The sequence below is a fragment of the Solirubrobacter soli DSM 22325 genome, from assembly GCF_000423665.1.
In the GTDB taxonomy this organism is placed as follows: Bacteria; Actinomycetota; Thermoleophilia; order Solirubrobacterales; family Solirubrobacteraceae; genus Solirubrobacter; species Solirubrobacter soli.
This window is the reverse complement of record NZ_KE384069.1, coordinates 1-12,419: the sequence shown is the minus strand read 5'-3', so window position 1 is coordinate 12,419 and position 12,419 is coordinate 1. Positions and strand designations below refer to the sequence as shown.

The window sequence follows — 12,419 nt, the reverse complement described above, 5'->3', positions numbered from 1 at the left end:
GGGCCTGACCCCTTTAGGTTTCCATCAGCGCGCGGCGCAGGTGCCCGTCGGCGGCGGCCAGGCGCTCGCGGGCGGCATCCGGCGTCGTGCCCGTGCGCAGCATCGCGATCGCGACCTTCGCGTCGTCGTCAGCCTCCGCCAGCGCGGCCGCCGCGGTGGCGTGGGTGACGCCCGCGACCTGCTCGACGATCCGCGTCGCCCGGTCGCGCAGCTTCGCGTTGGTCACGCGGACGTCGACCATCAGGTTCCCGTACGTCTTGCCGAGCCGCACCATCGTCAGCGTCGAGAGCATGTTGAGCACGAGCTTCTGCGCGGTGCCGGCCTTCAGACGCGTGGACCCGGCGATGAACTCAGGGCCGACGAGCACCTCGATCGCGAGGTCGGCGGCGGCGCTGAGGTCCGAGCCCTCGTTGCACGCGAGGCCGACCGTCAGCGCCCCCGATGCGCGCGCCCGCTCGATCGCGCCGAGCACGTAGGGCGTGCGGCCGCTCGCGCTGATCCCGACGACCGCGTCGTCGGCGCCGACGCCGAGCAGCGCGATCGCCTGCGCACCCGAGTCCGGGTGGTCCTCCGCGCTCTCGCTCGCCGTGCTGACCGCGACCTGCCCGCCCGCGATCACCCCCACGACGCGATCGGTATTGAAGGTCGGGCCGCACTCGGACGCGTCGAGGACGCCGACCCGTCCCGCCGTGCCCGCGCCGACGTAGATCAGCCGGCCGCCGGCCTCGAGCCGCTCGACGATCGCGTCCACCGCGGCGGCGATCGCCGGCCCGGCCTCCCCCACCGCGGCCGGAACGATCGCGTCGTCGGCGTTCATCAGCCGCACGAGCTCGCCGGTCGGCAGACGATCGATCTCCGCGCGCTCCGCGCGCGCCCCCTCTGTGGACAGGTGGCCAAGTCGCGTCATGAGGCTCCGGTCTCGTGGATCAGGTCAAGGAAGTGGGGCGGGCGCTCGAGCAGGCGAGCGGCACCGTCGAGCGCGTCGCCCAGCGGCTCGCGCACCTCGCCGAGCTCGGCGCGGAACGGGTCGAGCAACAGGTCGCCCACGTCGAAGAGGCCGCCGGCGTAGGTGACGGGCCCGTCGACCCCGGCGCGCCGCGCGGCCGCCCGCGCAGTCTCCGCGAGCTCCCGCCCCGCCGCCTCCCAGATGCCGCGCGCGATCGCGTCGCCGTCGCGCGCCGCATCCGCGACGTCGCGCGCGAAGGACGCGATGACCGCCACGGGGTCGGCCGAGTCGTAGACGGCGGTGATGATCGCGCCGGCCGACGCTGCGGGGCGGCGGGTCGCGGCGTCGTCCCGGGCGGGCGCGGCATCGCGGCGAGGCGCGGCGTCGCCACCGGCGGGCGCGGCGTCGAGGCGGGGCGTGGCGTCGCCACCGGCGGGCGCGGCGCCGCGGCGGGGCGTAGCGTCGCCACCGGCGGGCGCGGCGTCGAGGCGTGGCGTGGCGTCGCCACCGGCGAGCTCGGCGCCGCGGCGAGGCGCGGCGTCGCCACCGGCGGGCGCGGCGTCGCGGGGCGGCACCTCGCCGAACCGGGCGACCGCCCGGGCCAGCAGGTCCGGGGAGCCGCCGCGGCGGCCGTCGTGGGCGCGCAGGGCGGCGGCGAGGCCGGCGCGGCCGATCCAGTAGCCGCCGCCGTCGTCGCCGAGGCGCGTGCCCCACCCGTCGGCGCGCGCGGCCCGCTCGTCGGCCGCGAGCGCGATCGCCCCGGTGCCGGCCACGACGACCACGCCCGGCGAGCCCCCGAGCGCACCGAGGTGGGCGGTGACGGCGTCGTTGGTGACGATCGCGGACGGGACGCGCAACGCGGCCGCGGCGGCGTCCGCGTCGCCGCGGAACCCGGTCAGGCCGGCGGCGACGACGTCGATGCCACGCCAGTCGTCGTCCGCGAGCAGCGCCCGCAGGGCGTCGTAGTCGCGCCCTTGGCGCGGTAGCCCCGCGGCAGTGGCCGTCGCGACCGTTCGGCCGTGGTCGACCACCGCGGCGCGGCACCCGCTCTGCCCTCCGTCGATCAGCAGCGCGCGCATCATCCTCCAAGTGGTTCATACCACTGTTGGGCCGAATACGGAGGCACATCCGTAGTTCCCACGGTTTAAGAAGCCTTCGGATGCGACGACGATCATGGGCGAGTGCACCTGCGCGCCCTGCTCACCCGCCTGCCGCTGACGCTTCGCGCGTTGGTGTTGATCCCGCTGCTCGCGGTGGGGATCGACCAGATGCGGGTGTCGTTCGTCTGCGGACCTGACGTGCGCAGCTGCCTGGAGACCGCCGGGAACGGACGGTTCGGGCTCGCGGCGGTGGCGATCCTCGCGATCTACACCTCGGCGATCGCCGCTCTCGTCGCGCGGGTGGCGCAGCGACGTCGTGCGCCCGCCTACCTGTGGGCGGTCGCGACCGCGGGTGTGTATGCCGTGTGCGGCGGCCAGGCGATCCTTGCCGAGCTGTTCGGCGGCGGCGCGCTGCTCGGCGGCGGCTGGCTGCAGCTCGCCGCGTTCGGCGTCGCGGCCGGAGCGGTCATCGCGCTCGCGCTGCACGCCGTGCCCGCCGCCCGCGAGCTGATCCACAAACTCGCACCGAAGCTCCAGGGCATCCTCGAGTTCACCGTCGTCGGCACCCAGCCGCCGGCGACCCCGCAGCTCCTTCGCTTCACCCGCCCCACGCGGGATCGGGCGCCTCCTGCGCCGGCGTAGTTCGCCAGGCACCGCAGAAGACACCCGAAACCGTAAGGAGCAAACCCAATGTCGAAGTCCAAGCGCGAGCTGCGCGAGCAGCGCCGCCAGGCCGAACGGGCCGCCGTCGCCGCCGAGTCCCGTCGCCGCCGCATCCGCAACCTGCTCGGCGCCGCCGGCCTGGCGGTCGTCCTGGTCGTCGCCGGCATCGCGATCTCCGCCAACGGCGGCGCGAAGGCCAAGCCCGTCGCCCACAGCAGCGCGGCCAAGCTGGTCGCGGGCATCCCCGAGAAGGACGGCGTCCTCGGCAACCCGAACGCGCCGATCACCGTCACCGAGTACCTCGACCCGCAGTGCCCGATCTGCGCCGAGGCCTCCAAGGCCAACCTCCCCGACCTGATCAACAAGTACGTCCGCACCGGCAAGGTCAAGCTGCAGGCGCGCACGCTGAGCTTCATCGGCCCGGACTCGATCACCGCCGCCAAGTGGGCGCACGGTGCTGAGCAGCAGGGCAAGCTGTGGGCGTTCCTGGAGACCCTCTACGCGTCCCAGGGCCAGGAGAACTCCGGCTACGTGACCGATGACTTCCTCACCGGCGTCGCCAAGGCCGCCGGCGTCGACCCCGACAAGGCCAAGGCGTTCGCCGACGGCGCCTCCGCCCAGGCCGCGCTCGACCAGGCCGACGGCGACGCGCAGGCGCTGAAGGTCGACTCCACCCCGACGTTCACCGTCACCAAGAAGGGCGAGAAGGAGACCGTCGCCGCGGTCGGCCTCGACAACCTGACCGCGAACCTCGACAAGGCGCTGTCGTGAAGCTCCGCGCCGCCGCCATCGTCGTCGCGGTGATCGGGCTCGGGATCGCGACCTACCTGACGATCGTCCACTACGCGGGCGGCTCGCCCGTGTGCGCCATCGCCCACGGCTGCGAGACCGTGCAGAAGTCCGACTACTCCAAGCTCGCCGGCGTTCCGGTCGCGCTGCTCGGGATGCTCGGCTACGTCGGCATCCTCGCCGCGCTGATCAAGGACGGAGAGCGCGAACGCAGCATCGCCGCGTTCCTCTCGATCCTCGGCTTCGGCTTCAGCGCGTGGCTGACCTACACGGAGATCGCGCTGATCGACGCCATCTGCATCTGGTGCGTCGGCTCGGCGATCTGCATGACGATCCTGGCGGCGCTGAACGTGTCGCGCGTGCTCACGGTGCCCGCGCCGGAGCTCGCTCGCGTGCGCTGATGACGATCGCGGTCCCGGCGAGCAGCAACGCCATCGCCGGGACCGTCTCGATCGGCGGCGACTGACCGATCGTCAGCGCCGCGATCAACGTCGCGCCCGGCACGGTGAACAGCACGGCGAGCGAGACGATCGTGGGGCTGATCGAGCGCAGCACGAAGTTCATCAGCGAGTGCCCGAGCAGCTGTCCGAGCACCGTCAACGCGGCGATCCGGGCCCAGTCGGCCGCGGAGAACCCGGTCACGGCGGCTCCGCTCACCAGGCACACGACCAGCAGCAGGACGCCGCAGACGCCGTAGCAGAGGCTCGTGTAGTTGACGGTGGAGAGATCCCTCCGGGCGAACCCGCCCGTGACGATGTACGCGCCGCCGAACACCCCGCCGGCCAGCGCGAGCACGTCGCCGAGCAGCGCTCGCGAGTCCAGCGACGCGTCGACGCCGGTGACCATCAGCACCCCGGCGAGGCAGATCGCGGTGCCGAACCACGCCCGCCGCGGCTGGCGCTCGCCGAGCAGCCGCCCGAACACGCCGGCGAACACCGCCTGCGAGCAGACGAGCGCGCTCGACGACGCGACGCTCGTGTACTTCAGGCTCGGCAGGAACGTCCCGAAGTGCGCCGCCAGCAGGCACCCGGCGAACACCGAGAGACCCAACCCGCGCCGCGTGATCGCCTCGCGCCGCACGAGCGCGAACGGCCCGAGCACGAGCGCCGCCGCCCCCGTGCGCCAGAACGCCAGCGCGAGCGCGGGCGCGGTCGCCGCGGCCACCAGCGGCGCCGAGCACGACACGCAGACGACCGCGAACGCGAGCAGCGCGTAGTCCCCCCTGTCATCCACGCCCACCAACCTAAAGGGGTCAGGCCCCTTTAGGTTCCGGGTAGCCTGGTGCGGGATGACATTCGCGGTGGCGCCCGGTGACTGGGTGCGAAACACAGTCTCCGCGGGCGGCTACCCGGCGCTCGGCGGGTTGATCCTGGCGGAGAACCTCTTCCCGCCGATCCCGTCGGAGCTGATCCTCCCGCTGGCGGGCTACTACGTCGGCCAGGGCGAGATGGCGTTCGTCCTCGCCGTGCTGGCGGCGACGTTCGGCAGCCTGGCCGGCGCGCTGATCCTCTACGCGATCGCGCGCTTCGGCGGCCGCTCGCTCGTCCTGCGCTTCGGCAAGGTGCTGCGGATCAAGGAGTCCGACCTCGACAAGGCCGATCATTGGTTCGACCGCCACGGGGCGCCGATCGTGCTCTTCGGCCGGCTCGTCCCCGGCGCACGCAGCCTCGTGAGCATCCCCGCCGGGCTGAGCGAGATGCCCGTGCTCAAGTTCACCGCGCTGACCGTGCTCGGTTCGACCGCCTGGAACTGCGCGCTGATCGGCGCCGGGTGGGCGCTGGGCGAGCACTACGAGAAGGTCGGCGGGATCGTCGGCCCGATCGGGACCGCGGTCGTCGGCCTCTGCGTGCTCGCCGTGATCGCCCTGATCCTGCGCGCCTACACGCGCAGGCGCGCTTAGTCGAAGAGCTCGTCGAGGAAGCTCTTCTTCTTCTTGCGCTTGTGGCTCTTATGTGAGCTGAAGTCCTTGAGCAGGCGCTCGGCGGTGTGCTTGTCGAAGTCGAAGCCGTAGGACTCGTGGTGGTGCGAGGTCTTCTGGCCGCCGTGGCCGGTCATCTCGCGGAAGAACTCCTCGTCGTCGTCGTGGTGGGAGGCGACGACCTGGCGCTCGCGCTGGAGGATCGTGTCGAGCTCGCCGCGGTCGAGCCACACGCCGCGGCAGTTCCGGCACGCGTCGATGTGCACGCCGCTGCGCTCGAGCTGGACGAGCTGGCCCCCGCAGCTGGGGCATGGTCCGTTTGCGGGCATGCGGGTTAATCTGCCATGAGGAAGCGCAGATGGACGTTGTGGTCGCGATCCACCACGTACATGAACGGCCCGGACGGCATCTTCGCCAGCCCTTCGACCGAACGCTCGCCCGGGAACGCGTTCTTCACACCCACCTCGACGACGCCCCCGCCGCGGTGGTCGGGCACCTCGAGCTCCCAGTGCTCACAGTGCGCCTGCCCCGCCGACGCGTGATCGAAGACCAGCGCGCTGTCCTTCCCGAGCGCGTCCAACGAGCCGACGATCGCGTGCACGTGGCCATCGGGGGTGCGATGCAGCGCGCGCACGCCCACCGGGTCCTCGCGCGTGCCGGCATCCGTGAGCACCCAGACGGCGCCGAGGTCCGGCACGGAGTCCGGGTCGGCGAAGAACGCCTCGAGGTTGCGCAACTCCACGAGCAGCGGGTGGCCGGACGCCGTGACCGGGCAGCGCAGCCCGAGCAGCAGCGTCCCATCCTCCAGGAAGCAGCACCCCTCGATGTTGAGCGGCTGGTCGTCGGTCTGCACCCGCGCCGCCCATGCCTTGCCCTTCTTGGTGCCGCGCTCGATCGTGCGCAGCACCAGCCGCTCGCGCGCCCGCGGGCCGAGCTCGCGCAAGGCGACGCCGGACTCGCGCAACCGGTCGTTGACCGCCCGGTGCAGCCCGAAGCGGTTGCGGGCGATCTCGACCGGCGGCTTCTCACCCGCCACCGCACCCGCCAGGTCCGCGGTGCGCACCCGCGCGATCCACGCCCGCCGCGCCTCCAGCGGCCCGTCCTTGGAGCCGAAGTGCGAGCCGAGCACGTACAGGTGCCCGCCCCAGAAGTCGCACGCCTCGGAGTCCTCGGTCCGACCCGCATGGTCGGTCGGGGTCAGCGAGAGGCGGACGGCTTCCCACCCGCCGGTGACATCGCCGCCGCGATGCCCCAGCACCGCGATCGACTCCTCGATCACGCCCTCGTCGAGCACGGTCACGAACGATTGGTCGTAGCGTTCCAGTCCGCCCGGGATGACGGCGAGGTCGGACGCCTCGTTCGGGTGCAGGTCGAGATCGACGTTCATCTCAGAATCCTCCCATGCCGCTCATCGCCCATGAAGACTGCGTCCTGGTGGTCATCGACGCCCAACCCGGGTTCTTCGGCCCTGAGCCGGAAGGCGCCGTGCAGGCGCTCGACCGTGCCGCGTGGCTCGTGACGCTCGCCCAACGCCTCGACGTCCCCGTCGTCGTCACCGAGGAGGAGCCGGAGGACAACGGGCCGACCGACCCGCGTCTGGCCGTGACGCCTGCGTTCATCAAGCCCACCTTCGGGCTCGCCGGCACGCCGGAGATCCTCGCGGCGGTCAGCCGGCCGACCGCGGTGCTCGTGGGCTTCGAGACCGACGTCTGCGTCTACCAGTCCGCGGTCGGACTTATGGAGAAGGGCAAAACGGTGGTCGTGGTGGAGGACGCGACGTTCTCCTCCGGCGAGATGCACGCCCGCGGCCTGGACCGCCTGCGCGACGCGGGGGCGCGGCTGACGCACGCCAAGGCGCTCGGCTACGAGTGGGTGCGGACGGTCGAGGGCGCCGCGGTCCTGCCGCGGCCCGCGCCGTTCCGACTGTGACGGCGCTGTTGCCTGCATTTACAGCCGCCGCCGAACCTGACACGCTGCCGAGCAAGCGACCAAGGGGAGTTGCGAATGCCACTCAGGCGTGCAGGTGCGGAGTTCGTGGGGACGTTCGTCCTCGTTCTAGGTGGTGTCGGCGCGGCGGTGATCGCCGGCGACAAGATCGGCAATCTCGGCGTCGCGTTCGCGTTCGGCCTATCGCTGCTGGCGATGGCCTACGCGGTCGGGCCGATCTCCGGCTGTCACATCAACCCGGCGGTGACGCTCGGGCTGCTCGTCACCAAACGGATCGAGATTAGCGAGGCCGTCCGCTATTGGATCGCCCAGGTCCTCGGCGGGATCGTCGCGGCCGGCGTGCTGCTGATCATCGCCAAGTCGAAGTCCGGCGGCTACGACGCGGGCGCGATGGGGCTCGGCGCCAACGGCTACGGCGACCATTCGCCGGGCGGCTACGCGTTGGGGGGCGCGTTCCTGGCCGAGGTACTGCTCACCGCGTTCCTGATCTTCACCGTGCTGTCGGCGACCGACAAGATCGCGAACGTCGCCTTCGCGGGGATCCCGATCGGCCTCGTCCTGACGCTGATCCACCTCGTCGGCATCCCGATCACGAACCTGTCGGTCAACCCGGCGCGCTCGATCGGCCCGGCCCTGTTCGTGGGCGGGTGGGCGATCTCGCAGCTGTGGATGTTCATCGTCGCGCCGCTGATCGGCGCGCTGGTGGGCGCCGGAGTCCACATGGCGCTGTTCCAGGGCGCGACGCCGGTCCCGGCCGAGGAATCCGCGGTCGAGTCCGAGAGCAAGCGCTTTACGGCCGCTGTCTAGAGCGCTCGCGGTGCTCTGAAGCCGCGCGGTCGAAGTCCTCCCTCCAGCCACCCGGGCTGACGCCCAACTCCTCCAGCGTCAGCTCGGGCGGCAGCCCGTAGGTCTCGAACAGCCTGAAGAGCTGCCGGCCGTCGACGTCGTCGAGCTTGCGCAGCTCGCGCAGGCCGCGGTTGAGCGTGCGTCCGAAGCGCCGCTCCTCGGCCTCGAGCACGTCGGACTTCGTGAGCTCGTGCAGGAACGGGCCCTCGATGCCGAGCTTGCGCCCCTGGCGGATCGCGCGCCGGACGAGCCGGCGCAGGACGTAGCCGCGGCCGGTGTTGGACGGTGTGACGCCGTCCTGGACGAGCAAGAGCGAGGCGCGGACGTGATCGGTGACGATCCGCTCCGCGCGGGTGTCGGGCGTGGTGCTCAGCTGCCGCACGACCTCCAAGGTCGGCTTGAACAGGTCGGTCTCGTAGACCGTCTCCACGCCCTGCAGCAGCGCGAGGATCCGCTCCAGCCCGAGGCCGACGTCGACGTTGTGCTGCGGCAGGCCGCGCCGCGTGCCGTCGAGGTCCTGATCGTGGACGATGAAGACGTTGTTGCCGATCTCCAGCCAGCGGCCGTCGTCGCGGATGTAGAAGATCTCGGAGTCCGGGCCACAGGGTCCGTGCGGGCCGGGCGGTCCCCACCAGTTGTCCTCGTCGCCGAGCACGCGGACGCGGTTGTCGGGGACGCCCAGCTGGCGCCACACAGCGCGCGCGTAGGGATCGCTCTCGTGGACGGTCACGCCGAGCCGCTCGAACGGGAGGCCGATCTCCAGGAGCCACTCGAGCGTCCAGCTGAGCGACTCGTGCTTGTAGTAGTCGCCCAGCGACCAGTTGCCGAGCATCTCGAAGCAGGTCAGGTGGCGGTCGTCGCCGACCTCGTCGATGTCGACCGTGCGCAGACAGCGCTGGACGTTGACGAGCCGCCGCCCGGAGGGGTGCGGGGTGCCGTCGAAGTACGGGATCAGCGGCTGCATCCCGGCGCTCGTGAACAGCACGGTGTCGTCCCCGATCAGCGTCGAGCCGGGGATCTCGGTGTGGCCGCGGGAGGTGTAGAAGTCGACGTAGGAACGCCGGAGGTCACTGCTGAGCATGGGTCCGCCTTGGGTTGCGGGTGTGCGAGGGCTGTGGAGAGCCGCAGGCGTGCGGGCCTGCGGCTACAGCGCTCGCGCGACGACGGCATCCATGCGGCTGCGGATGTCGGTCGTCGTGCTCATGCCTCAAAGACTAGCTTGAAAAATCGCGGATCCGTCACCGCCGACGCGGCCGGGCTGCGACCAGTAGACGCTCGACGCCGACTGCGGCGCGATGCTCAGCGTCGGCTGACGGTCATTCGGGATGTCGGCCTCCTCGAGCTTCTCGGTCGCGATCCGCCACCGGCGGTAGCGGTGCAGCGGGCCGGTGTCCGTCTCGTGCGCCCACCACACGCGGCCGGCGAAGACGAACGCGTTGACGACCCGCTCGCCGCGGCCTTGGTCGGTGGTGAACTCGAGCAGTCGGTGGCCGCCGGTGGTCGTGTCGAGGCGCACTTCGGTGCGGGCGTCGCCGTCGACGCCCCAGGTGAGCGCGAGGCGGACGCCGGCGAGGTCGAGCGACGTCGGCCCCGGCAGGCCGGTCTCGCCGCGCATGCCGCCGGGCTGGCGCTCGTTCGGGCCTTCCGGCCCGCGGACGTAGACATACGGGTTGCGGTCGTACACGCGGGCGAAGGCGATCCTGCCGCGCCAGATGCTCGGGAGGAACTCGGAGTCGGCGGCGGTGCTGACGCCGGCCACGCGGGTCTCCTTCGTCGCGCCGAGGGCGAGGCGGTAGACATCGCACCCGCGGGCGGTCGCCCAGATCGGGAGCTGATCGAGCTTGGGCTCGGTGGCGCAGCGCGAGTAGACGACGGTGGGCGTGCCGTCGGCGCCGGGGCCGATGTCAGCGTCGAAGGGGACGCTGCGCGGCGCCGCGGCGAGCTGCGTCGTCACCTGCCCGGCGGGGCTCGCGTGGGCTTCGTACAGGCGGTAGCTCGAGCCGTCGAACTGGCTCCAGACCACGTGGCCGGCGTAAGCCGACACCGTCGTGGGCCTCTCGACCGTCGCCACGGTGTAGTCCGCCCGCGCCGCCGCCGGGAACAGCAGCAGGACGGCGACGGCGACGACAACACGCATGGTGCGCGTGTTAACCGCTCACGCCGACGAACGGAGCGCCAAAGGCGCGGCCGGCTTGATCACCTGGAGGCGCAGCATCGTCGTCAGCCGCGCGGCTCCCGCGCGTTTGAGCTTGAGCAGCAGACGCTGGAGGTCCGCGGGCGTGGCGACGGCGACCTGCAGGAGGACGTCGTCCTCCCCCGCGACGCTGTCCGCGCGCAGGACGGCGGGCATCGCCGCGACCTCGCGGGCGAAGCGGGCGTCGGCCTCCGGCTGGTGCTCGGCGAGCGTGGCCAGGATGAACGCCTCGATCGGCAGCCCGACCTCCTCCGGCACCAGCACGGCCCGCACCGCCTCGATCACGCCCTCGAGTCGCAGACGCGCGACCCGGCGCGAGGTGGCCGCGGGCGAGAGGCCCGCGATCCGGGCGAGCTCGATGTTCGGAATGTCCCCGCGCTCCTGGAGCTCGGCGAGAATCGCGCAATCAATCTCGTCCAGGACCGCCATCCGCTGGCAATCATTGCGCATCGGGTGCGTCGGCTTCGAAGGATCGCCTAGCTTCGCCGGTCATGGAGCTTGCGACACACGACGGCCTCTACGCCGCCACGCCCGACTACGTCCACGCGCTCGAGGTGCGCGGCGCGACCCGGTCCTTGTTCGTCTCGGGGACGATGGGCCTCGATCTGCACGGTGACGCCCCGGCATCGCTCGACGAGCAGCTCGCGCTGATCTGGGACAACCTGCGAGCGATCCTCGCGTCAGCGGGGATGACGGTCGACAACGTCGTGCGGGTGACGAGCTACCTGCGCGACGCCGCGTACGCGGAGCGCAACGCGGCGTGTCGCACCGCCGCGCTGGGCGGGCGTCTCGTACCCACCACGGCGATCGTCGTCGAGACGCTCGACCCGGCGTGGCTGGTCGAGCTCGAGGTCATCGCGCTCGCGTGACGATCGTCAGCCGCATCGCGTGGCGGACGGTGAAGCCGAGACGGTCGTAGAGCCGCTTCGCCCCGTTCTCGGTCTTGACGTGCAGCATCGGGCTCCGGCCGGCGGCGAAGGCGTCCTGGAGGAGCGGTGTCATCAGCGCGCGGGCATAGCCACGGCCCGTGAAATCCGGGTGGGTGCAGACGGCGCTGATCTCGGTCGCGCCGGACGGGCGCATCCGCTCGCCCGCCATCGCCGCCAGGCGGCCGTCGACACGGATGCCGAGATAGCGGCCGAGCTCGAGCGTGCGCGTCCCGAACGGCCCCGGCTGCGTGAGCTCGGCGAGATCCAGCATCTCCGGCACGTCCTCGACGCCGAGCTCGAGCAGCGGCGGCCCGGCGGGTGCGGGCGCCGGCGGGCGGTCGCAGACCATCTGGTCGATCAACCGGCCGCGGGCGAGCTCCCACCCGTCGGGGACGACGACATCCGCCGCCGTGACCAACGCGACCGTCTCGCCGGGCTCGACCAGCGCCTCGAGGTCGGCAAACCCCGCCGCCGACGCCTCGCGCAGACCGGCAAAGCGCGCGACCTCGCCGGGATAGCGCTTGGCGAGGCCGTGGCTGACGGCGAAGTGTGCGTGGTCGGTGTCGAGAGCGGAGTAGACCGGATTGTCCAGGGGGAGCACGTCCACGACGATACGTCATGACAGAGTCTAAGTCAATTAGACCATGTCGATAGTCTGTTGCCCATGCTTGCGGGCGATCGCTTCGGCCTCGACCACGCCCCCGGCGGCCTCGTCCTCGCCCAGGACCTCGTCAACACGTCGCTGATCGACCCGGCGATGGGCGTGCCCGACCTCCTCGCGACGGTCGAAGAGGCGCAGCGGTGGCTGGACGCCGCGCTGGCGGCGTGGGCGCGCGCGGCGCCCTGCGGCGCGGCGGCGCCCGGCGGCGCAGCGGCGCCCGGCGGCGCAGCGGCGCCCGGCGGCGCGGCGGCGCCCGGCGGCGCGGCGGCGCCCGGCGGCGCGGCGGCGCCCGGCGGCGCGGCGGCGCCCGGCGGCGCAGCGGCGCCCGGCGGCGCAGCGGCGCGCGGCGACGCGGCGACGCCCCGCGGCCCGCGCGCGGCGCCCGCCGGCGGGGCGGCGCCCGTCGTCACGCTCGCCGCGGCCGAC

The 12,419-nt window shown here is 72.5% G+C and carries 16 protein-coding genes and 1 pseudogene; 8 read left to right on the top strand and 9 right to left on the bottom strand.

The features are described from left to right. Positions 1 to 13: 13 nt before the first annotated feature. Together murQ and G569_RS59220 are read right to left on the bottom strand one after the other, a co-directional pair. A complete protein-coding gene (murQ, locus tag G569_RS0129615) occupies positions 14 to 907 on the bottom strand; it encodes an N-acetylmuramic acid 6-phosphate etherase (RefSeq protein ID WP_028066093.1) in 894 nt (297 codons plus the stop codon). After that, entirely contained in the window at positions 904 to 2,028 is a 1,125-nt protein-coding gene (locus G569_RS59220) for a BadF/BadG/BcrA/BcrD ATPase family protein (RefSeq protein WP_053227154.1), read from the bottom strand. Before G569_RS59220 ends, murQ begins: the two co-directional genes overlap by 4 nt. Positions 2,029 to 2,127: 99 nt before the next feature. On the opposite strand from G569_RS59220, the gene G569_RS0129605 reads away from it, so the two are divergent. Genes G569_RS0129605 through G569_RS52635 form a run of 3 tightly spaced genes read left to right on the top strand, consistent with a single transcriptional unit; the run spans position 2,128 to position 3,899 of the window. Next, a complete protein-coding gene (locus G569_RS0129605) occupies positions 2,128 to 2,688 on the top strand; it encodes a hypothetical protein (RefSeq protein ID WP_028066092.1) in 561 nt (186 codons plus the stop codon). A 48-nt stretch (positions 2,689 to 2,736) separates the two neighbouring features. Continuing rightward, entirely contained in the window at positions 2,737 to 3,480 is a 744-nt protein-coding gene (locus G569_RS0129600; protein ID WP_028066091.1) for a DsbA family protein, read from the top strand. Then, positions 3,477 to 3,899: a vitamin K epoxide reductase family protein gene (locus G569_RS52635; protein ID WP_053227153.1), complete on the top strand. Its 423-nt coding sequence runs from the start codon at positions 3,477 to 3,479 to the stop codon at positions 3,897 to 3,899. Before G569_RS0129600 ends, G569_RS52635 begins: the two co-directional genes overlap by 4 nt. On the opposite strand, the gene G569_RS52630 is transcribed toward G569_RS52635, so the two are convergent. Continuing rightward, on the bottom strand, positions 3,862 to 4,731 hold the full coding sequence (locus G569_RS52630; protein WP_211233129.1) for a DMT family transporter: 870 nt from the start codon (positions 4,729 to 4,731) through the stop codon (positions 3,862 to 3,864). The genes G569_RS52635 and G569_RS52630 overlap by 38 nt on opposite strands. A gap of 55 nt (positions 4,732 to 4,786) precedes the next feature. On the opposite strand from G569_RS52630, the gene G569_RS0129585 reads away from it, so the two are divergent. Then, positions 4,787 to 5,398 (top strand): DedA family protein, encoded by a 612-nt coding sequence (locus G569_RS0129585; RefSeq protein ID WP_037500232.1) that lies wholly within the window; start codon positions 4,787 to 4,789, stop codon positions 5,396 to 5,398. On the opposite strand, the gene G569_RS52625 is transcribed toward G569_RS0129585, so the two are convergent. Both G569_RS52625 and G569_RS0129575 read right to left on the bottom strand, forming a co-directional pair. After that, positions 5,395 to 5,745 (bottom strand): TFIIB-type zinc ribbon-containing protein, encoded by a 351-nt coding sequence (locus G569_RS52625; protein ID WP_037500229.1) that lies wholly within the window; start codon positions 5,743 to 5,745, stop codon positions 5,395 to 5,397. The genes G569_RS0129585 and G569_RS52625 overlap by 4 nt on opposite strands. Positions 5,746 to 5,750: 5 nt before the next feature. Then, the gene (locus tag G569_RS0129575) at positions 5,751 to 6,803 is read right to left on the bottom strand and encodes a hypothetical protein (RefSeq protein WP_028066089.1); all 1,053 of its coding nucleotides are present in this window, start codon (positions 6,801 to 6,803) and stop codon (positions 5,751 to 5,753) included. A gap of 14 nt (positions 6,804 to 6,817) precedes the next feature. On the opposite strand from G569_RS0129575, the gene G569_RS52620 reads away from it, so the two are divergent. Continuing rightward, positions 6,818 to 7,345: an isochorismatase family protein gene (locus tag G569_RS52620; protein WP_053227151.1), complete on the top strand. Its 528-nt coding sequence runs from the start codon at positions 6,818 to 6,820 to the stop codon at positions 7,343 to 7,345. A gap of 75 nt (positions 7,346 to 7,420) precedes the next feature. Further along, complete coding sequence (gene aqpZ, locus G569_RS0129565) at positions 7,421 to 8,170, top strand: aquaporin Z (RefSeq protein ID WP_037500226.1); 750 nt, start codon at positions 7,421 to 7,423, stop codon at positions 8,168 to 8,170. Here the strand turns inward: aqpZ and G569_RS52615 are convergent. The 3 genes from G569_RS52615 to G569_RS52610 form a co-directional block, all read right to left on the bottom strand. After that, positions 8,154 to 9,290, bottom strand: a complete 1,137-nt coding sequence (locus G569_RS52615; RefSeq protein WP_053227150.1) for an alanine--tRNA ligase-related protein — start codon at positions 9,288 to 9,290, stop codon at positions 8,154 to 8,156. The genes aqpZ and G569_RS52615 overlap by 17 nt on opposite strands. A 126-nt stretch (positions 9,291 to 9,416) precedes the next feature. Further along, positions 9,417 to 10,346, bottom strand: a complete 930-nt coding sequence (locus G569_RS0129555) for a hypothetical protein (RefSeq protein ID WP_028066087.1) — start codon at positions 10,344 to 10,346, stop codon at positions 9,417 to 9,419. A gap of 18 nt (positions 10,347 to 10,364) precedes the next feature. Continuing rightward, positions 10,365 to 10,832 (bottom strand): Lrp/AsnC family transcriptional regulator, encoded by a 468-nt coding sequence (locus G569_RS52610; RefSeq protein ID WP_053227149.1) that lies wholly within the window; start codon positions 10,830 to 10,832, stop codon positions 10,365 to 10,367. 62 nt (positions 10,833 to 10,894) lie between these two features. Between G569_RS52610 and G569_RS0129545 the strand changes: the two genes are divergently transcribed. Next, positions 10,895 to 11,272 (top strand): RidA family protein, encoded by a 378-nt coding sequence (locus G569_RS0129545; RefSeq protein WP_028066086.1) that lies wholly within the window; start codon positions 10,895 to 10,897, stop codon positions 11,270 to 11,272. Here the strand turns inward: G569_RS0129545 and G569_RS0129540 are convergent. Next, on the bottom strand, positions 11,256 to 11,933 hold the full coding sequence (locus tag G569_RS0129540) for a GNAT family N-acetyltransferase (protein WP_157592410.1): 678 nt from the start codon (positions 11,931 to 11,933) through the stop codon (positions 11,256 to 11,258). The genes G569_RS0129545 and G569_RS0129540 overlap by 17 nt on opposite strands. A gap of 63 nt (positions 11,934 to 11,996) precedes the next feature. On the opposite strand from G569_RS0129540, the pseudogene G569_RS63145 reads away from it, so the two are divergent. Beyond that, positions 11,997 to 12,419, top strand: a pseudogene (locus tag G569_RS63145) (hypothetical protein); the annotation flags it as partial.

Excerpts from the sequence above, each read along its gene's own strand:
- murQ (WP_028066093.1), bottom strand. The coding sequence starts at position 907 with ATGACGCGACTTGGCCACCTGTCCACAGAGGGGGCGCGCGCGGAGCGC.
- G569_RS59220 (WP_053227154.1), bottom strand. The coding sequence starts at position 2,028 with ATGATGCGCGCGCTGCTGATCGACGGAGGGCAGAGCGGGTGCCGCGCC.
- G569_RS0129600 (WP_028066091.1), top strand. The coding sequence starts at position 2,737 with ATGTCGAAGTCCAAGCGCGAGCTGCGCGAGCAGCGCCGCCAGGCCGAA.
- G569_RS0129585 (WP_037500232.1), top strand. The coding sequence starts at position 4,787 with ATGACATTCGCGGTGGCGCCCGGTGACTGGGTGCGAAACACAGTCTCC.
- G569_RS52625 (WP_037500229.1), bottom strand. The coding sequence starts at position 5,745 with ATGCCCGCAAACGGACCATGCCCCAGCTGCGGGGGCCAGCTCGTCCAG.
- G569_RS0129575 (WP_028066089.1), bottom strand. The coding sequence starts at position 6,803 with ATGAACGTCGATCTCGACCTGCACCCGAACGAGGCGTCCGACCTCGCC.
- G569_RS52620 (WP_053227151.1), top strand. The coding sequence starts at position 6,818 with ATGCCGCTCATCGCCCATGAAGACTGCGTCCTGGTGGTCATCGACGCC.
- aqpZ (WP_037500226.1), top strand. The coding sequence starts at position 7,421 with ATGCCACTCAGGCGTGCAGGTGCGGAGTTCGTGGGGACGTTCGTCCTC.
- G569_RS52615 (WP_053227150.1), bottom strand. The coding sequence starts at position 9,290 with ATGCTCAGCAGTGACCTCCGGCGTTCCTACGTCGACTTCTACACCTCC.
- G569_RS0129555 (WP_028066087.1), bottom strand. The coding sequence starts at position 10,346 with ATGCGTGTTGTCGTCGCCGTCGCCGTCCTGCTGCTGTTCCCGGCGGCG.
- G569_RS52610 (WP_053227149.1), bottom strand. The coding sequence starts at position 10,832 with ATGGCGGTCCTGGACGAGATTGATTGCGCGATTCTCGCCGAGCTCCAG.
- G569_RS0129545 (WP_028066086.1), top strand. The coding sequence starts at position 10,895 with ATGGAGCTTGCGACACACGACGGCCTCTACGCCGCCACGCCCGACTAC.